General features: G+C 62.7%; 16 protein-coding genes. 6 read left to right on the top strand and 10 right to left on the bottom strand.

The annotated features are described in order from the left end of the window. Positions 1-48 precede the first annotated feature (48 nt). From LDZ28_RS11935 to LDZ28_RS11910, 6 genes are all read right to left on the bottom strand, one after another. Positions 49-645 carry a UbiX family flavin prenyltransferase gene (locus tag LDZ28_RS11935; RefSeq protein WP_244826345.1) on the bottom strand — a complete coding sequence of 199 codons (597 nt, stop codon included), beginning with the start codon at positions 643-645 and terminating at the stop codon, positions 49-51. A gap of 13 nt (positions 646-658) precedes the next feature. Further along, on the bottom strand, positions 659-970 hold the full coding sequence (gene grxD / locus LDZ28_RS11930; RefSeq protein ID WP_244826344.1) for a Grx4 family monothiol glutaredoxin: 312 nt from the start codon (positions 968-970) through the stop codon (positions 659-661). A 97-nt stretch (positions 971-1,067) separates the two neighbouring features. Beyond that, complete coding sequence (prmC, locus tag LDZ28_RS11925; protein WP_244826343.1) at positions 1,068-1,904, bottom strand: peptide chain release factor N(5)-glutamine methyltransferase; 837 nt, start codon at positions 1,902-1,904, stop codon at positions 1,068-1,070. After that, positions 1,901-2,983 (bottom strand): peptide chain release factor 1, encoded by a 1,083-nt coding sequence (gene prfA / locus LDZ28_RS11920; protein WP_244826342.1) that lies wholly within the window; start codon positions 2,981-2,983, stop codon positions 1,901-1,903. Before prfA ends, prmC begins: the two co-directional genes overlap by 4 nt. Positions 2,984-3,077: 94 nt before the next feature. Further along, positions 3,078-4,412 carry a glutamyl-tRNA reductase gene (hemA, locus tag LDZ28_RS11915; protein WP_244826341.1) on the bottom strand — a complete coding sequence of 445 codons (1,335 nt, stop codon included), beginning with the start codon at positions 4,410-4,412 and terminating at the stop codon, positions 3,078-3,080. A 162-nt stretch (positions 4,413-4,574) separates the two neighbouring features. Next, the gene (locus tag LDZ28_RS11910; RefSeq protein ID WP_244826340.1) at positions 4,575-5,342 is read right to left on the bottom strand and encodes a glycosyltransferase family 2 protein; all 768 of its coding nucleotides are present in this window, start codon (positions 5,340-5,342) and stop codon (positions 4,575-4,577) included. Between the two features lie 296 nt (positions 5,343-5,638). On the opposite strand from LDZ28_RS11910, the gene LDZ28_RS11905 reads away from it, so the two are divergent. From LDZ28_RS11905 to LDZ28_RS11895, 3 genes are all read left to right on the top strand, one after another. After that, the gene (locus LDZ28_RS11905) at positions 5,639-5,911 is read left to right on the top strand and encodes a hypothetical protein (protein ID WP_244826339.1); all 273 of its coding nucleotides are present in this window, start codon (positions 5,639-5,641) and stop codon (positions 5,909-5,911) included. Positions 5,912-6,036: 125 nt separating this feature from the next. Next, the gene (locus LDZ28_RS11900; RefSeq protein WP_244828123.1) at positions 6,037-7,788 is read left to right on the top strand and encodes an aminopeptidase P family protein; all 1,752 of its coding nucleotides are present in this window, start codon (positions 6,037-6,039) and stop codon (positions 7,786-7,788) included. Positions 7,789-7,815: 27 nt separating this feature from the next. Beyond that, positions 7,816-8,439 carry an HAD family hydrolase gene (locus LDZ28_RS11895; protein WP_244826338.1) on the top strand — a complete coding sequence of 208 codons (624 nt, stop codon included), beginning with the start codon at positions 7,816-7,818 and terminating at the stop codon, positions 8,437-8,439. Between the two features lie 3 nt (positions 8,440-8,442). Here the strand turns inward: LDZ28_RS11895 and LDZ28_RS11890 are convergent, their stop codons facing one another. From LDZ28_RS11890 to ychF, 4 genes are all read right to left on the bottom strand, one after another. Continuing rightward, a complete protein-coding gene (locus LDZ28_RS11890) occupies positions 8,443-9,567 on the bottom strand; it encodes a DUF748 domain-containing protein (protein ID WP_244826337.1) in 1,125 nt (374 codons plus the stop codon). Positions 9,568-9,809: 242 nt separating this feature from the next. Further along, positions 9,810-11,477, bottom strand: a complete 1,668-nt coding sequence (gene ettA / locus LDZ28_RS11885) for an energy-dependent translational throttle protein EttA (protein ID WP_244826336.1) — start codon at positions 11,475-11,477, stop codon at positions 9,810-9,812. Positions 11,478-11,655: 178 nt separating this feature from the next. Beyond that, on the bottom strand, positions 11,656-11,979 hold the full coding sequence (locus LDZ28_RS11880) for a DUF3761 domain-containing protein (RefSeq protein WP_244826335.1): 324 nt from the start codon (positions 11,977-11,979) through the stop codon (positions 11,656-11,658). Between the two features lie 121 nt (positions 11,980-12,100). Further along, positions 12,101-13,195 carry a redox-regulated ATPase YchF gene (ychF, locus tag LDZ28_RS11875; protein ID WP_244826334.1) on the bottom strand — a complete coding sequence of 365 codons (1,095 nt, stop codon included), beginning with the start codon at positions 13,193-13,195 and terminating at the stop codon, positions 12,101-12,103. A 240-nt stretch (positions 13,196-13,435) separates the two neighbouring features. Here ychF and LDZ28_RS11870 point away from each other — a divergent pair, with 240 nt between their 5' ends. From LDZ28_RS11870 to LDZ28_RS11860, 3 genes are all read left to right on the top strand, one after another. Continuing rightward, positions 13,436-14,608: a UbiH/UbiF family hydroxylase gene (locus LDZ28_RS11870; RefSeq protein ID WP_244826333.1), complete on the top strand. Its 1,173-nt coding sequence runs from the start codon at positions 13,436-13,438 to the stop codon at positions 14,606-14,608. A gap of 30 nt (positions 14,609-14,638) precedes the next feature. Beyond that, positions 14,639-15,370 carry a DsbC family protein gene (locus LDZ28_RS11865; protein WP_244826332.1) on the top strand — a complete coding sequence of 244 codons (732 nt, stop codon included), beginning with the start codon at positions 14,639-14,641 and terminating at the stop codon, positions 15,368-15,370. 98 nt (positions 15,371-15,468) lie between these two features. Further along, positions 15,469-17,286, top strand: a complete 1,818-nt coding sequence (locus LDZ28_RS11860; RefSeq protein WP_244826331.1) for a M61 family metallopeptidase — start codon at positions 15,469-15,471, stop codon at positions 17,284-17,286. The last annotated feature ends 42 nt before the right edge of the window (positions 17,287-17,328 follow it).

Below are 17,328 nucleotides of genomic sequence, written 5' to 3'. Positions count from 1 at the left end.
CGCTGAAGCAATGAATTGTGTCGTCGGCGTTTGCAATCAAATCGACGCTCAGTCCGCTTCGCCGCGCATTCCTTCCCATGCAGCGGCGGCCGGCGATGCGATCTGGAACAGATCGATCACCCGCGCGACGGTGTGATCCACCATCTCGTCGATGCTCGCCGGCTTCTGATAAAACGCCGGCAGCGGCGGAAAAATCACGCCGCCCATTTCCGTCACCGTGGTCATATTGCGCAGATGCGCGAGGTTGAGCGGCGTTTCGCGCACCAGCAGCACCAGACGGCGACGCTCCTTGAGCACGACATCCGCCGCGCGCGTGATGAGATTGTCGGAGAGTCCGTGCGCGATGCTTGCCAGCGTTCGCATGGAGCACGGCGCGACGATCATGCCTTCCGTGGAAAACGAGCCGGACGCGATGCTCGCGCCGACATCGCGCACGTTATGAACAACGTCCGCGAGCGCGTGAACCGTGGATTTATCGAGTTCCAGCTCGTGCTGGATATTGAGCCAGCCGGCGCTGGAAACGAGCAGATGCGTTTCCACGCCGGGAACACGGCGCAACGTTTCAAGCAGACGCACGCCGTAAATTGCGCCCGTGGCGCCCGTGATGGCGACGATGAGCCGTCGTCGGGCGGCAGGCGCGTTCACTTCGAAGATAACTTCAGGCAGCGGCGAAGAGCTGTTGCAGTTCGCCGGATTCGTACATCTCCATCATGATGTCCGAGCCGCCGATGAACTCGCCCTTCACGTAAAGCTGCGGAATGGTCGGCCAGTTCGAGAATTGCTTGATGCCCTGACGAATTTCGTTGTCTTCGAGCACGTTCACGGTTGTGATCTGATCGACGCCACACGCCTTCAGCACCTGAATGGCGCGGCCGGAGAAACCGCACATCGGGAACTGCGCCGTGCCCTTCATGAAGAGGACGACCGCGTTTTGATCGACGAGTTGCTTGATGCGTTCTTGCGTTTCCATGATGTTCCTGCGCTTTGATGTCGGTGGGGACTAAGTGTTGAAATGATAGCGGATTTCGCTATTCCGGGCTGACCGCTGCCTGGCTCGCCCGCCGCGCTCAGGCATTGAAAACGCCGCCGCTGATTCGCTCGATTCCCGCCAGATCGCACAGCGAATGCACATCGGTGAAACCGCGCGCCGTGAGCAGTCGGCGCACGGCGTCGGACTGATCGTAGCCGTGTTCGAGCCACAGCACGCCACGGCGCGCAAGCAGAAACGGCGCTCGCTCGATAATGGTCCGGATGCAGGACAAACCGTCGGCGTCATCGGTGAGCGCGTCGCGCGGCTCGAAGCGCAGATCGCCTTGCTGCAAATGCGGATCGTCGCTTGCGATATACGGCGGATTGCTCACGATGGCTTCGAAGAGCAGCGAAGGATCGACCTTCGCGGTCCAGTCGCTTTCGACGAACGCGAGCGGCCCGCCCGCGCGCGCCGGATCGAGCAGCCGTTCTGCATTGCGACGCGCGACATCCAGCGCGGCGCCTGAGCGGTCCACGGCCCACACGCGCGCGTCGGGCCGTGCATGCGCGAGCGAAACCGCAATGGCGCCGGTTCCCGTGCCGAGATCGAGCACGCGCGCGTTCGGCGTATTCGCGATGGCGTCGAGCGCCGTTTCCACCAGCAATTCGGTTTCCGGGCGCGGAATCAGCACATCGGGCGTCACGTCGAATTCGAGCCCGAAAAATTCACGCGTTCCGGTCAGCTGCGCGATCGGTTCTCCCGCGACACGGCGCGCGACGAGCGCCTCGAAGCGGCTAACCGCGGTGGCGCCAAGCGCTTCGCGGTCGCGCGTGATGAGCTGCGTGCGTCGCCAGCCGAGCACGTGCATCAGCAAGACGCGCGCTTCGAGCGCCGGCAGCGCACACGCACGCAGCAGATCGACTGCGGTCGTCACTCGGTTTCCCCGAGCGCCGCGAGCAATTCCGCCTGATGCTCGCTCACGAGCGCGCCGATCAGTTCGTCGATATCGCCGTCCATGATGTATTCGAGCTTGTAGAGCGTCAGATTGATGCGGTGATCCGTCATGCGCCCTTGCGGAAAATTGTAGGTGCGAATGCGCTCGGAGCGGTCGCCCGAACCGATCAGACTCTTGCGCGTCGCCGCTTCCTTCGCGTGTTGCTCGTGATACTGCTTGTCCTTGATGCGCGCGGCGAGCACCTTCAGCGCGCGATCCTTGTTCTTGTGCTGCGAGCGGTCGTCTTGACATTCGACGACGATTCCGGTCGGCAAGTGCGTGACGCGCACGGCCGAATCGGTCTTGTTGATGTGCTGCCCGCCCGCGCCCGACGCTCGGAAGGTATCGATACGCAGATCCGCTGGGTTAATCACCACTTCGCTGATTTCATCGGCTTCCGGCATGACCGCGACCGTGCACGCGGACGTATGGATGCGCCCCTGCGTTTCCGTCGCCGGCACTCGTTGCACGCGATGCCCGCCCGACTCGAACTTGAGCCGCGAGAAGGCGCCGTGGCCCGCAATCCGCACGATCACTTCCTTGTAGCCGCCCAAGTCTGACACGCTCTCGGACATGGTTTCGGCGGTCCAGCGGTTGCGCTCCGCATAGCGCAGATACATGCGCAGCAGGTCGCCCGCGAACAGCGCGGATTCGTCGCCGCCCGTGCCCGCGCGAATTTCGATGAAGATATTGCGCTCGTCGTTGGGATCGGTCGGCAGCAGCATGGTCTGCAGATCGCTTTCGATCGTCGCCATGCGTTCGCGCGCTTCGCCGATTTCCTCTTCGGCGAAATCCCGCATCGACGGATCGGACAGCAATTCCTGCGCGGTCGCTTCGTCGTTGAGCGCCTGACGCCAGAGCGCGTACTGCTCGACGACCGGACTGATTTCCGCATGTTCGCGCGTGAGTTTCCGATACTGATCCATATCGGCGGTCACGTCTTCGCGGCTCAACAATTCGTTGAGTTCGACCTGCCGTTTTGCAAGCTGGTCGAGCTTGCTTTGCATGCTCGTTTTCATCGGGCGGAGTTGGAGCGATGCTCCGGAGAATTGTGGAATCAGAAATGCCTGCGCGTCAGCGCCGCGCGGCATTGGAGAACAGCGAGGAAAGCCGCTAACGGTCCGGAGACTGCGATGATTCAGGCGCCGAAGGCGTGTCGTCTTGCGGCTTGTCTGACGAACCGTGGCGGTAGAAGCCGCTCATCAGGTCGATGAGTTGGGCGCGCTCTTCCGTGGTCGCGCGATTGAGCGCGTGCGTCGGACCATGAATGAGCTTGTTGGTGAGCGATTGCGACAATGCTTCGAGCACGGCGGCGGGATCGTCGCCGCGCGCGAGCAGCTTGCGCGCGCGTTCGACTTCGGCGCGGCGCAGCGCGTCGGCTTGTGTATGCATGTGGCGGATGACCGGCACGATACTGCGCGCATCCAGCCACTGCATGAAATTCTGCACACGCGTTTCGATGATCGCTTCGGCTTGCGCGACGGCAGCTTGCCGCGACGCATTGCCTTCGCGCACGATCGCGCCGAGGTCGTCGACGGTATAGAGGAACACGTCCTGCAGATTGCCGACTTCCGGCTCGATATCGCGCGGCACGGCGAGATCGACCATGAAGATTGGCCGATGCCGGCGCGCGCGCACCGCGCGTTCGACCGCGCCCAGCCCGATGATAGGCAGCGTCGACGCCGTGCACGACACGATGATGTCGAACTCGTGCATGCGCGTAGGCAGCTCGGAAAGCGGAATGGCGCGGCCGTTGAACCGTTCGGCGAGCTTTTCGCCGCGTTCGGCCGTGCGGTTTGCGACCACCAGTTCACGCGGATTCTGCGCGGCGAAGTGCGTGGCGCAGAGTTCGATCATTTCGCCCGCGCCGATGAAAAGCACGCGCTGACTCGAAATGTTTTCGAAGATGCGCTGGGCGAGTCGCACGGCGGCGGCGGCCATGGAAACGGACTGCGCGCCGATCTCGGTCGTGGAGCGCACTTCTTTGGCCACCGCGAAGGTGCGCTGAAACAACTGGTTGAGATAAGTACCGAGCGCGCCCGCTTCCGACGCGGTGCGCACGGCATCCTTCATTTGTCCGACGATCTGCGTTTCGCCGAGCACCATGGAATCCAGCCCCGAGGCGACGCGGAAGGCGTGGCGCACGGCCTCGGACTGCGGCAGCGCGTAGACGTGCGGCGCGAGTTCCGAGACGGGGAGATTGTGGTACTTCGACATCCACTGAATGGCGGCGTCGCGCGCGGCGGCGTCGTCGGTGGCGCAGTAAAGTTCGGTGCGATTGCAGGTCGAGAGGATCGCCGCTTCGGGCGAAACCTTGGCGAGCGGCCCAAGCCAGATGTCCTTCAGCGCGCCCAGAGCGGGCTTCAGCTGTTCGAGCGGAAACGCCACGCGTTCGCGCAAGGCGACAGGCGCAGTGTGGTGATTGATTCCGATCGTGAGGAGCTGCATGTAATGGGCCTAAGCCGATGGCCTTTCAGATAGCGCAATATTATAGCGTTTTACCAATCTCTTCATTTATAGGCGGCATAGGGGATGGCTGGTGTTCGCTCGCGCCGCTTGCAGCTGGTGTGAAGCCGCACGCTCGTGCGACGCCAGGACGCAGCGCCGCGCTCAATCGAAGTACTTTGCCAGCTCGGCGGCGCGCGCTTCGAGTTCCTCTTGCGACAATGCATGCGTCTCGGCAGCCGCTTCGCGATTTCGTTCGGCGGCGGCAATGGCCGCGTGCCGCGAAGTATTGTCGTGATGCAGATGGAACAGCGACGCGTTTGCATCGGGCACGGAATGCCAACGAACGCCGAGCCGCACCGCGCGCGTGAGCAGGTCGTCATCTTCGCCGCCCCAGCCAATGAAGCGCGGATCGTAGCCGCCAACACGCATGTAATCCGAGCGTTTTATGAGCACGATGGCGCCCGGCGTATTCGCATAGAGAATTTCCATTTCTTCGGGCCGGTCGCTTTCGAGAAACGGTTTTAGTATTGCGTAATCTCCGGAAGCAATGAAGGCATCGCGATAAACACCCGTAACGTTAATCACGTTCGTGAATGGGCAAAGTGCGTCGCTTGCCGTTCCATGACGAATCGCGTTGATGCAAAGCGGCAGATAATCCGGATTGGAAATCATGTCCGCGTCATGGAAACAAATGATGTCGCCGGTGCACATTCGCGCGCCCAGATTGCATAGGCGCGCCTTTGGAAAGGGGCCGTTGTCGTATACGAAGACATGCCTGATCTTTTCGTCGCCGAGGCCCGACCAGTGAAAGGTGGGCGTGGCATCGGCTTCGATGAGATAAACCGTGTAGTCGGAATAAGTCGAATCGAGATGGCGCAATATGCCGCGCAGATTTTCACGCCGTTCCAGCGTGGAACCGCGGTAGGTCATGACGAATTCCAGACCGTTTAGCGTTATGAGGCTTTTCTCAATCATGGTGCTTTGTTTTCCGCTGTAAACCCATTAAATCGATGCCGCGAACTTGGGCAATGACTCCTTAGAGTATCGCCCTTAAATCAGCGTGGCTAAAGCGGTCATTTTACCGGCCCGGCATATTTTCATTTTTAAGCTTAGTCGCATAAATCGTTCAAGGAAACGCACTTGCCATCGCCAACCTGGCCCCCTAAACTCGACCGCTAACGGCGCGCGGCGCCGGTTCGATCGCAATCAAAGGGGCGCGGTAGCTGATGGGCTGGACGGGCTTGATCTTTTTGGGCGCGGTAATCGGCGCGACGGGTTGGTGGCTGCATCCGCTGCGGCGCGCGGGGCGCGTGGGCACAGGCGCGGCGGGGCGCATCTGGACGGCCATCGTCGCGGGCATATTGGCGATAATCGTCGCGCGCATGTTCGGCAATATCATCAACCTGTATCACGACGGCGATACGCTCGAATGGTTCGCGTGCACGGTGTTCGCGCTCGTCGTCGTGACGGTGACAGTCGGCCTTGCCGCGCGTCGCTAAACCCGCGCTCGCCGGCGCTTCCTCACGCATTCCATGCAGGTGACTTCATGAACGACCGCATCGCACATTCCGCCATTCCCGACGCAGCCGAGTTCGCCCGGCGCATTGAATCGCTGCGCGGCCAGATGGCGCTCGACAATCTTGCCGCCGTGCTGATTCCGTCGGCAGACCCGCATCTTTCCGAATATCTGCCGGAGCGCTGGCAAGGGCGGCAATGGCTGTCCGGCTTCACCGGTTCGGTCGGCACGCTCGTGGTGACGGCGGATTTCGCGGGCGTCTGGGTGGACAGCCGCTATTGGACGCAAGCCGAGGCGCAACTGGCGGGCACCGGCATCGTGCTCATGAAGATGATGGGCGGCCAGCAAACCGCGCCGCACGTCGAATGGCTGGCGGCGCATGTCGATTCGGGCGATGTCGTCGGCGTCGATGGCGCCGTGCTCGGCGTGGCGGCGGCGCGCTCGCTTGCGGATGCGCTGAAGGCACGCGGCATCGTACTGCGCACGGATGTCGATCTGCTCGATTCCATCTGGCCGACGCGTCCCGGTTTGCCTGACGCGCCCATCTACGAACATGCCGCGCCGCACGCCAGCGTGAGCCGCGCGGACAAACTCGCGCAGGTGCGCGAAGCCTTGCGCGCAAAAGACGCGCAGTGGCACTTCGTGTCCACGCTCGACGATCTCGCGTGGATCTTCAATCTGCGCGGCGGCGATGTCAGCTACAACCCCGTGTTCGTCGCGCATGCGTTGATCGGCACTGACGACGCGACGATCTTCATCGCCGATGGCAAGGTGTCGGCCGAGCTCGAGGAATCGCTCGCGCGCGACAACGTGCGCGTCGCGCCTTACGCCGATGCGCCCCGCGCACTCGCCGCGCTGCCCGCCGGAGCCACGCTCCTGATCGACCCGCGCCGCATCACGCATGGTTTGCTGGAGCAAGTGCCCTCGGCGGTGACGATCGTGGAAGGCGTGAATCCGTCCACCTTCGCGAAGTCGCAAAAAACGGCGGCGGAAGCCGAGCATATCCGCGCGACGATGGAACAGGACGGCGCGGCGCTCGCCGAATTCTTCGCCTGGTTCGAGAATGCGCTGGGCCGCGAGCGCATTACGGAACTCACCATCGACGAAAAGCTCACGGCGGCGCGCGCGCGGCGTCCGGGCTTCGTGACGCTGAGCTTCGGCACTATCGCGGGCTTCAATGCCAACGGCGCGATGCCGCACTACCGCGCAACCGAAGCGTCGCATTCGGTGATAGAAGGCAATGGCTTGCTCTTGATCGATTCGGGCGGACAGTATGTGAGCGGCACGACGGACATTACACGCGTGGTTCCCGTCGGCGAGATCACGGCCGAGCACAAGCGCGATTTCACCATCGTGCTGAAAGGAACGATGGCGCTGTCGCGCGCACGCTTTCCGCGTGGCATCCGTTCACCAATGCTCGATTCCATCGCGCGCGCGCCGATCTGGGAAGCCGGCGCGGACTACGGCCACGGGACCGGGCACGGCGTCGGCTACTTTCTGAACGTGCATGAAGGCCCGCAGGTCATCTCGCACTACGCGCCCGCCGAAAGCTGGACGGCGATGGAGGAGGGCATGATCACGTCTATCGAGCCGGGCATCTATCGGCCGGGCAAGTGGGGCATTCGCATCGAGAATCTGGTGCTGAACCGAAGCGCGGGCAAGACCGAATTCGGCGATTTCCTCGACTTCGAAACACTCACGCTCTGCCCGATCGATACCCGCTGCATCGACCTGGCCTTGCTGCGCGAGGACGAGCGCGCGTGGCTCAACGCGTATCACGAGGAAGTGCGCCGGCGCGTGTCGCCGCATGTGTCGGGCACGGCGTTGGCGTGGCTCGAAAAACGTACGCAGGCTATCTGATCCGAAACAAGAAGGAGCAGCAAAACCATGACCATCAAGGCAGTCGTATTCGACTTCGGCGGCGTGTTGATCGACTGGGATCGCGAGTATTTGTACCGGCAACTGATTCCGGACGAAACCGAGCGCCGCTGGTTTCTCGACAACGTCTGCAAGATGGATTGGGTCGTGCAGCAGGACGGCGGGCAGACCATAGAAGAAGGCACCGCCGAACTGATCGCGCGCTATCCCGATCACGAAGCGCTGATTCGCGCGTTCTATGCGCGCTGGCACGAGATGGTGTCGGGCGTGCTGGAAGAGGGCGTGGCGCTCGTCGACCGGCTGGACGCGGAAGGCGTACCGCTATTTGGCCTGACGAACTGGTCGGCGGAGACGTTCCCGTATGCATGGGAACGCTTCGACGTGTTGCGGCGGTTTCGCGAGATCATCGTTTCGGGGCGCGTGGGAATCGTCAAGCCCGACCCGCAGATTTTCGCGCTGATGCGCGCGGAGATCGAAAAGCATCTGCCGGGCATTCAGCCGCACGAACTCGTCTTCATCGACGACAACGCGAAGAACGCGCAGGCCGCCACGGATCTCGGCTGGCACGGCATACACTACACGGGCGCGATGGAAACCGAAACGAAGCTGCGCGCGCTCGCCGTGCCTATCTGAAGCTTACTGACCGAGCAAACTCTTGAGCGCGTTGCCAATACCGCGCACGGTATCGCCCGTGCCTTTGGCCACGCCTTCGACGCTCACACCGAGCGCCTTCGCAAAACCGGCGGCGAGTTTCTTCGACAGACTTTCCTGCAGCGAAAACTTCGGATCGCGCAGATCGCCGTCGAGCACGAAGTCGAGCTTGATCTGATCCTTGCGGTCTTTCAGCGCGGCGACAGCGGCTTTCGTCGGAATGGAAAGGAAGGTGTCGAGTCCGTTGCCGGTGTCGCTGATCTGCAAGTGATTCAGCGTGAGCGTGCCGGGCGCGTGAATGCGGTAATCGTGGATGTTCGCGTCCACGGTGAGGTCGATGGTCCCGCCCGTCACCGCCGCGCGCGCGCCAGCCTTTTTCAGCAGATACGGGTCGAGCGACGCGATATCCACGCCGCTCAGCACGGCGCGCGTCTGCGAATCCTTGTTGGCGATGACCATCCAGCCGCCCCACGAAACCGTTCCCGTATGCGACGGACCCTTGATCGAACCGGACATCGACAGATTGGTGCGGTCGGTGAGCGCGGGGAGATGCAGATGGTCGATGGTCGCGCGCGAATCGCTGATCAACACGCGATACGGCGGCTTTTGCACCGATGAATCGAAGAACTCCATCGAGCCGCGTTCGAACGACACGCGATCGATGAGCTTCTCTTCTTGCGAGCGCGCGTCTTCCTTCGCGTCGGGCTTGGCGTCGGCGACGCGCGCGGTTTCCTTGAGACCGGGCAGAATCTGCACGCGGCCATCGGCGGAACGCACGATCGACAAATAGTAGTTGTCCACGCTCACGCCATGCAGATGCACGCGGTTTCGCAGCGCTTCGTGCATGTCGATGTCGAGCACGATGCGCTCGGCGCGCATGGCGTCGCTCGCGGGCCAGTCCTGCGGGCCGCGCAGACGCACGCGCGACAGTGTGACGTGGCCGAAGCCGACATCGATCTCTTCGGCCGAGCCGTTCGGCCCGAGCGTTTCGAGAATGCGCTCCTTCATCTGATGCGCGACGAAGAGCCACCCGCCAACCGCCACGACGATGATCGCCACGACGATTCCGACTGCCCAAAGCGCTCCCCGTTGCGCTTTCGATCGCGCCATCTGCTATGTCTCCCGAATACTGGTTCTGCCTGAGGCTCACTCGGCGGTAAGCCGTTTCGCGTGCATCGTTTTTTTAAGTGAGCGCGTACTTTTCAGCCTCTGTCGCGCCGCTAGCGTGTCGCAAAGATGCGGTGAAGACTGGCGGCGACGTGCCTCAGACAGTCGCCGCATTCGTGTCCGATGTCGGTGCGCGCGCGCGCATAGGCGCGCGCGTTCCTCGTCTCATCCGTTCACGCAAAGGATCAGCGCGTGATCGGCTTGTAGCGCAGACGCTTCGGCCTCGCGGCTTCTTCGCCGAGCCGCTTGCGCTTGTCGGCCTCGTATTCCTGATAGTTGCCGTCGAAGAACTCGACGTGCGAGTCGCCTTCGAACGCGATGATGTGCGTGGCGATACGGTCCAGGAACCAGCGATCATGCGAGATCACCATGACCGAGCCGGCGAATTCGAGTAACGCGTCTTCGAGCGCGCGGAGCGTTTCGACGTCGAGGTCGTTGGACGGTTCGTCGAGCAGCAAGACGTTGCCGCCCGCGATCAGCGTTTTCGCCAGATGCAGACGTCCGCGTTCGCCGCCCGACAGATTGCCGACGAGCTTCTGCTGATCGCTGCCCTTGAAGTTGAAGCGGCCGATATACGCGCGCGACGGCGTTTCGTACTTGCCAACCGTGAGCACATCCGCGCCGCCGGAGATTTCCTCGAACACGGTCTTGTCGGCGCCAAGCGCGTCGCGGCTTTGATCGACATAGGCGAGCCTGACCGTCGGCCCTTGCACGATCTCGCCGGAATCCGGCTGCTCCTTGCCGGTCAGCATGCGGAACAGCGTGGACTTGCCCGCGCCGTTCGGCCCGATGATACCGACGATCGCGCCCGCCGGAATCTTCATGCTAAGGTTGTCGATCAGCAGCCGGTCGCCATACGCCTTGCTGACATTCTTAAACTCGATGACTTCATTGCCGAGACGATCGCCCACGGGAATGAAGATTTCCTGCGTCTCGTTGCGCTTCTGATATTCCTGGCTGTTGAGTTCCTCGAAGCGTGCGATGCGCGCCTTCGACTTCGCCTGACGTCCCTTCGGATTTTGGCGCACCCATTCCAGTTCCTTCTTGATGGCTTTCTGGCGGGCGGATTCGCTCGATTCTTCCTGCTTCAGGCGCTCTTCCTTCTGGTCGAGCCAGCTGCTGTAGTTGCCCTTCCACGGAATGCCGTGACCGCGGTCGAGTTCGAGAATCCATTCGGCGGCGTTGTCGAGGAAGTAGCGATCGTGCGTGACCGCGACGACGGTGCCCGGATAGCGCGTCAAGAACTGTTCGAGCCATTCGACGGATTCGGCGTCGAGGTGGTTGGTCGGTTCGTCGAGCAGGAGCATGTCGGGCTTTTGCAGCAGGAGCTTGCACAGCGCGACGCGGCGCTTTTCGCCGCCCGAAAGATGTTCGATGGTCGCGTCCCACGCGGGCAGGCGCAGCGCATCGGCGGCGACTTCGAGTTGCTGCTCGGGGCTGCCGCCGTCGCTCGTCGCGAGGATGGCTTCGTACTTCGCTTGCTCGGCGGCGAGCTTGTCGAAGTCGGCGTCGGGCTCGGCGTAAGCGGCGTAGATTTCGTCGAGCTTCTTGGTTGCCTGAAAGACATCGCCGAGACCTTCTTCGACTGCCTGACGCACGGTTTGTTGCGGATCGAGTTGCGGTTCCTGCGGCAAATAGCCGATGTTCAGATTGGGCATCGGCGTGGCGTCGCCTTCGATGTCCTTATCGACGCCCGCCATGATCCGGATGAGTGTGGACTTGCCCGAACCGTTGAGACCGAGCAGACCGATCTTCGCGCCGGGGAAGAACGAGAGGGAGATGTCTTTCAGGATCTGACGCTTCGGCGGGACGATCTTGCCGACGCGGTTCATGGTGAAGACGTATTGGGCCATGTCGATGTTGTCTGTAATGGTGTGGTGAAGAGTGCGAACGCCGGGCGCGGGCGGTTGCGTGCTGGACGCGCACGCCGCGTTATCGGCATTCGACGCGAATCGTCGGCGCGGGATGACGCGCTTTCCGGCGCGTGTGCCGCGCGGGATCGAATGTCATTGTACTTCGGGCGTGCTCAGGCTATTGCCAGCGCGCCACGCCGCCATGCCGCGAACACGTTCCGCCGTGGTGGCGGCTGAAGCTGTACGAGCCGTCGCGGCACTGCGCGGTCGCGCCTTCGGGTACCGCACCCGAACGCGAGCGAGAGGGCGCATGGATTACGTTGCCGTCGCGGTTGACGTAATGGCCATGTCTGTCGAGGTCGTTTTCGTCAGGTTGCGGGTTGAAGCTGTTCGCGTTCGCGCTGTTCGCGTACGCGTGCGCCGGTGTGCAAGGGATGACGCTCGCGGACAACGCAATGCAACACGTGACAGCGAGCGAACGCAGAAACGCGGGTCCTTTCATCTTCTTTTTGTCTCTCTTTATTTTTATCGGGTACCGCTCATGAAAAAAGCGGAGCCCCGTTTATCGGGCACTCCGCTTTTTCATGCAAGACGATTTGACGATTCTTGACGCTTGACGGCGCTCAAACGTTGAACAAAAAGTTCATCACGTCCCCGTCGTGCACGACGTATTCCTTGCCTTCGGCCCGCATCTTCCCGGCTTCCTTTGCGCCTTGCTCGCCCTTGAACGCGACGTAGTCATCGAACGCGATGGTCTGCGCGCGAATGAAGCCGCGCTCGAAATCGGTATGGATGGCGCCAGCGGCCTGAGGCGCCGTATCGCCGATATGAATGGTCCACGCGCGCACTTCCTTCACGCCAGCCGTGAAGTACGTCTGCAAGCCAAGCAACTTGAAACCCGCCCGGATCACGCGGTTCAAGCCCGGCTCGTCCATGCCCATGTCGGCGAGGAAGTCCTGCTTGTCCGCGTCGTCCAGATCGGCGATTTCCGCTTCGATTGCCGCGCACACCGCGACGACCGGCGCGTTCTCCGCGTCCGCATGCTTGCGAACGGCGTCGAGATACGGGTTGTTCTCGAAACCGTCGTCCTTCACGTTCGCCACATACATGGTCGGCTTCGCCGTGATGAGGCAAAACGGCTTGATGAGCGCCTGCTCGTCTTCGTTCAACGAAAGCGCACGCACCGGCTTGGCCTCGTCGAGCTGCGCGCGCACTTTTTCGAGCACGGCGACGAGCTTGCCCGCTTCCTTGTCGTTGCCCGACTTCGCCGCCTTCGAATAACGCGTGAGCGCCTTTTCGACCGTCGACAGATCCGCAAGCGCGAGTTCCGTGTTGATGACGCCGATATCGTCCAGCGGATCGATCTTGCCCGCGACGTGGATCACGTTCTCGTCGTCGAAGCAGCGCACGACGTGCGTGATCGCATCCGTCTCGCGGATGTTCGCGAGGAACTGATTGCCGAGACCTTCGCCCTTCGACGCGCCCGCGACGAGACCCGCGATATCCACGAACTCGACGACGGCCGGCAGGATACGCTCGGGCTTCACGATTTCGGCGAGCGCGGTGAGGCGCGCGTCCGGCACTTCGACCACGCCGACATTCGGCTCGATGGTGCAGAACGGATAGTTCTCGGCGGCAATACCCGCCTTGGTCAAAGCATTGAATAGAGTGGACTTGCCGACGTTAGGCAAGCCGACGATGCCGCATTGGAGGCTCATGGAATCCTTCGAACTGGTGAGACGGCGCAGGCCGCGCGGGTTTCGTCAAAAGTCGCGCGCCGGGCAAAGGCTGAATTGGCAAAAACGCCCGCCAGCGCAACGGCCGCGTCGAGCGGCCAGGCAAACCGCCATTGTACCGCCGCGCCGGGCAGCGGCGTTTCGCGCCGCCTTCCGCGACGGCCCGCCGCAGCGCCGCGCAGGCGCCAAATACGCTGCAATCCTCACGGCTATAATGGCCGGATGACTTCGCATCCCCTGACCTTTCATGCAGTTGTCGTCGGCGGCGGGCTCGTTGGCAAGACCGCTGCGCTCGCGCTCGCGCAATCCGGCTTGCGCACCGCGTTGCTCGCGCCGCAAGCCGCCGCCTTGCCCGCGGGCGCCGCGTTCGATTCGCGCATCTACGCGCTCTCGTCGAGTTCGCAGACGCTGCTCGAACGGCTGCGCGTCTGGCAAGCGCTCGATCGCACGCGGCTCGGGCCCGTCTTCGACATGCGCGTGTTCGGCGACACGCACGCGGAACTGCACTTCTCCGCGTTCCAGGCCTCGGTGCCGCAGCTCGCGTGGATCGTCGAGTCGAATCTGATCGAACAGTCGCTCGACGCCGCGCTGCGCTTCCAGCCGAGTCTGTCGTGGTTCGAATCGCGCGCGCAGGGCATGACGGTCGAGGACGATGCCGCGCACGTCACGCTTGCAAGCGGCGAGACGCTCGAAGCGGATCTGATCGTCGGCGCGGATGGCGCGCATTCTTGGGTGCGCGCGCAAATGGGCGCGAAGGTCGACCGGCGCGATTATCGGCAGACGGGCGTGGTCGCGAATTTCAAGGCGGAGCGGCCACACGGCGAGACCGCTTACCAATGGTTCCGCGACTCGGAAATCATCGCGCTGCTGCCGCTGCCGGGCGATCACGTCTCACTCGTCTGGTCCGCGCGCACCGAACACGCCGACGAACTCCTCGCGCTCGATCCCGCGCAACTCGCGGCACAAGTCGAACAGGCCACGCAAAACATGCTCGGCACGCTCGAATGCGTGACGCCCGCGCAAGGCTTCCCGCTCGCGTTGCAAACGGTCGACAAGCTGATCGCGCCACGTGTCGCGCTTATCGGCGACGCCGCGCATCTGATTCATCCGCTAGCCGGGCAAGGCATGAACCTCGGTTTGCGCGATGTCGCCGCGCTCGCGGATGTCATCGCCAATAAAGAAGGTTTTCGCAATCTTGGCGATCCCATTTTGCTGCGCCGCTACGAACGCGCGCGCCGCGAAGACATACAAAAACTCATGTTGGCGACAGACGGCTTGCAACGGCTTTTCTCGGTGCCGGGCACGCTTGCGCGCGCGGTTCGCAATACCGGCATGGCGCTCGTGGGCGCGCAGCCACTCGTCAAGCGCTGGCTGGTTTCGGCCGCGCTCGGTTAAAGACACGCCAGGCACATACAGGAAAAGAACATGAAACGCACACTTCGAACGGCACTCGCAGCGGCCGCGGCACTCGCCGTGACGCTTGGTCTCGGCTGTACGGCGCAGGCCGACCAGACCACCGACAAGATCAAGTCCACGCTCGAATCGCGCATGGGCGACGCGAACATCAAGAGTGTCGACAAGACGCCCATTCCAGGGCTCTATGAAGTGAACCTCGGCTCGCAGATCGTCTATACCGACGCCACCGGCAACTACGTGCTGATCGGCGATCTCGTCGATACGCGCAGCAGCAAGAATCTCACGGAAGCGCGGCTCTCCGAGACCAACAAGATCGACTTCGCGAAGCTGCCTTTCGAGAACGCGGTGAAAGTGGTGAAGGGCAACGGCAGCCGCAAGATCGCGGTGTTCTCGGACCCGAATTGCCCGTATTGCAAGCAACTCGAATCGACCTTGAAGTCCATCGATAACGTCACCGTGTACACGTTCCTGTATCCCGTGCTCTCGCCGGATTCGACCGCGAAGTCGAAGTCGATCTGGTGCTCGAAAGATCGCGCGATGAGCTGGGAAGGCTGGATGCTGGACCGCAAGGCGCCGACCACGGCCGCCTCGTGCGACACCACCGCCATCGACAAGAACCTGAAGCTCGGCCACACGATGAACGTGAGCGGCACGCCGACCGTGTTCCTCGCGGACGGCCGCCGTCTGCCAGGCGCCGTTCCCGCCGACCGGCTGGAGAAGGAACTTTCGACCGCGCATTGAGGCGGCCCGAACCCACGACGAGAGGCGCATGAGAGGCGCCTCTTTTGGTTTCAAAGGCGCACCGACCGCGCGCCCACAACAAGAACAAAGGACACGACATGGCAACGACTACGCTCGATCGACCGGTGCGCTACAGCATCGTTCCGAAGAACCCGGCCGCGCATATCTTCGAAGTCACGCTCACGGTCGCCGCGCCGGACCCGGCGGGACAACGCTTCATGCTGCCGGTGTGGATTCCGGGCAGCTACATGATTCGCGAATTCGCGCGCAATATCGTCACGTTGCAGGCGTTCAACGCGGCAGGGCGCAAGATCGGTATCGAAAAAATCGACAAGCACGCGTGGCAAGCCGCGCCGGCGGATGGCCCCATCACGCTGCGTTACGAGGTGTACGCGTGGGACATGTCGGTACGCGCCGCGCATCTGGATGACAGCGTCGGCTTCTTCAACGGCACGAGCGTGTTTCTCGCGGTGGAGGGGCAGTCGGCTGCGCCGTGTATCGTCGATATTCAAGCGCCGCAGGGCGGAGCGCTGCGCAACTGGCGCGTCGCCACGGCGCTTGCCGAAGCGCGTGGCACGAAGCGCCATGGTTTCGGCGCGTACGAGGCCGCGAATTACGACGAACTCGTCGATCATCCGGTGACGATCGGCGAATTCGCGCTCGGCGGTTTCACCGCGCATGGCGTGAAGCACGACATCGTGATTTCGGGACGCGTGATCGGGCTCGACATGAACCGGCTCGCGGCGGACCTCAAACGCGTGTGCGAAGCGCAGATCGCGCTCTTCGAACCGCGCACGAAGAAAGCGCCGGTGGATCGCTACGTGTTCATGACGGTCGCCGTCAGCGATGGTTACGGCGGGCTGGAACATCGCGCATCCACGGCGCTGATCTGCAATCGCGGCGACTTGCCGGTGCTTGGCCGACCCGAAGTCAGCGAAGGTTATCGCACCTATCTTGGCCTCTGCAGCCACGAATACTTCCATACGTGGAACGTAAAGCGCATCAAGCCGGCGGCGTTCGCGCCGTACGATCTGTCGCAGGAAAATTACACGTCGCTTTTGTGGCTCTTCGAAGGCTTCACGTCGTATTACGACGACCTGATCCTTGTGCGCACCGGCCTTATTTCCGCGAGCGATTACTTCTCGATGCTCGGTAAGACCATCGGCGGCGTGTTGCGCGGAAGCGGGCGGCTCAAGCAGTCGGTGGCGCAGAGTTCGTTCGACGCATGGGTGAAGTACTACCGCGCCGACGAGAACGCATCGAACGCCATCGTCAGTTACTACCAGAAGGGTTCGCTCGTCGCGCTCGCGTTCGATTTGTCGATCCGCGCGCAGACGGACAACCGTAAGTCGCTCGACGATGTCATGCGTCTCTTGTGGCAGCGCTACGGACGCGACTTCTATCTCGGCAAGGCACGGGGCATCCGCGAGGACGAAGTGGAAGCGCTCTTCGCCGAGGCCACCGGCGCGGATCTGCGCTCGCTCTTCCGCGACGGCGTGCGCGGCACGCGCGACTTGCCGCTCGACGCGCTCCTCGAGCCGTTCGGCATAGCACTCGCGCCCGATCTGCCGACGAGCGGCACGGCCGGCAAGCCGTCGCTCGGCGTGCGCGTGCGGGGCAGCGCGGATTGCACGCTGGCGGTCGTGCACGACGGCAGCGCCGCGCAGAAGGCGGGGCTTTCGGCGGGCGATGTTCTAGTGGCCCTCGATGGTCTGCGTGTGACGGGATCGAATCTGGAGGCGCTGTTGTCGCGTTATCTGCCGGGTGCGAAGGTCGAAGTACACGCGTTTCGCCGCGACGAACTGCGTCGTACCGAAGTGAAGCTCGACGGCCCCGAAGTGTCGCGTTACGTGCTGACGGCTATCGACGGGCGCGGACCGTCGAAACAATGGCGCGAGCGCTGGCTGAAGGGCTGAAAGGCTGCGCCCACCGGGGATTGTCCTACTGGTGCAACGATC

Source organism: Caballeronia sp. TF1N1, from assembly GCF_022878925.1.
GTDB lineage: Bacteria > Pseudomonadota > Gammaproteobacteria > Burkholderiales > Burkholderiaceae > Caballeronia.
This window is presented reverse-complemented; position numbering and strand designations above follow the sequence as displayed.

Coding starts and splice junctions, on each gene's coding strand:
- LDZ28_RS11890 (WP_244826337.1), bottom strand. CDS start 9,567: ATGGCGCGATCGAAAGCGCAACGGGGAGCGCTTTGGGCAGTCGGAATC.
- hemA (WP_244826341.1), bottom strand. CDS start 4,412: ATGCAGCTCCTCACGATCGGAATCAATCACCACACTGCGCCTGTCGCC.
- ettA (WP_244826336.1), bottom strand. CDS start 11,477: ATGGCCCAATACGTCTTCACCATGAACCGCGTCGGCAAGATCGTCCCG.
- LDZ28_RS11865 (WP_244826332.1), top strand. CDS start 14,639: ATGAAACGCACACTTCGAACGGCACTCGCAGCGGCCGCGGCACTCGCC.
- LDZ28_RS11880 (WP_244826335.1), bottom strand. CDS start 11,979: ATGAAAGGACCCGCGTTTCTGCGTTCGCTCGCTGTCACGTGTTGCATT.
- prfA (WP_244826342.1), bottom strand. CDS start 2,983: ATGAAAACGAGCATGCAAAGCAAGCTCGACCAGCTTGCAAAACGGCAG.
- grxD (WP_244826344.1), bottom strand. CDS start 970: ATGGAAACGCAAGAACGCATCAAGCAACTCGTCGATCAAAACGCGGTC.
- LDZ28_RS11860 (WP_244826331.1), top strand. CDS start 15,469: ATGGCAACGACTACGCTCGATCGACCGGTGCGCTACAGCATCGTTCCG.
- LDZ28_RS11870 (WP_244826333.1), top strand. CDS start 13,436: ATGACTTCGCATCCCCTGACCTTTCATGCAGTTGTCGTCGGCGGCGGG.
- LDZ28_RS11905 (WP_244826339.1), top strand. CDS start 5,639: ATGGGCTGGACGGGCTTGATCTTTTTGGGCGCGGTAATCGGCGCGACG.
- LDZ28_RS11895 (WP_244826338.1), top strand. CDS start 7,816: ATGACCATCAAGGCAGTCGTATTCGACTTCGGCGGCGTGTTGATCGAC.
- ychF (WP_244826334.1), bottom strand. CDS start 13,195: ATGAGCCTCCAATGCGGCATCGTCGGCTTGCCTAACGTCGGCAAGTCC.
- LDZ28_RS11910 (WP_244826340.1), bottom strand. CDS start 5,342: ATGACCTACCGCGGTTCCACGCTGGAACGGCGTGAAAATCTGCGCGGC.
- LDZ28_RS11900 (WP_244828123.1), top strand. CDS start 6,037: ATGGCGCTCGACAATCTTGCCGCCGTGCTGATTCCGTCGGCAGACCCG.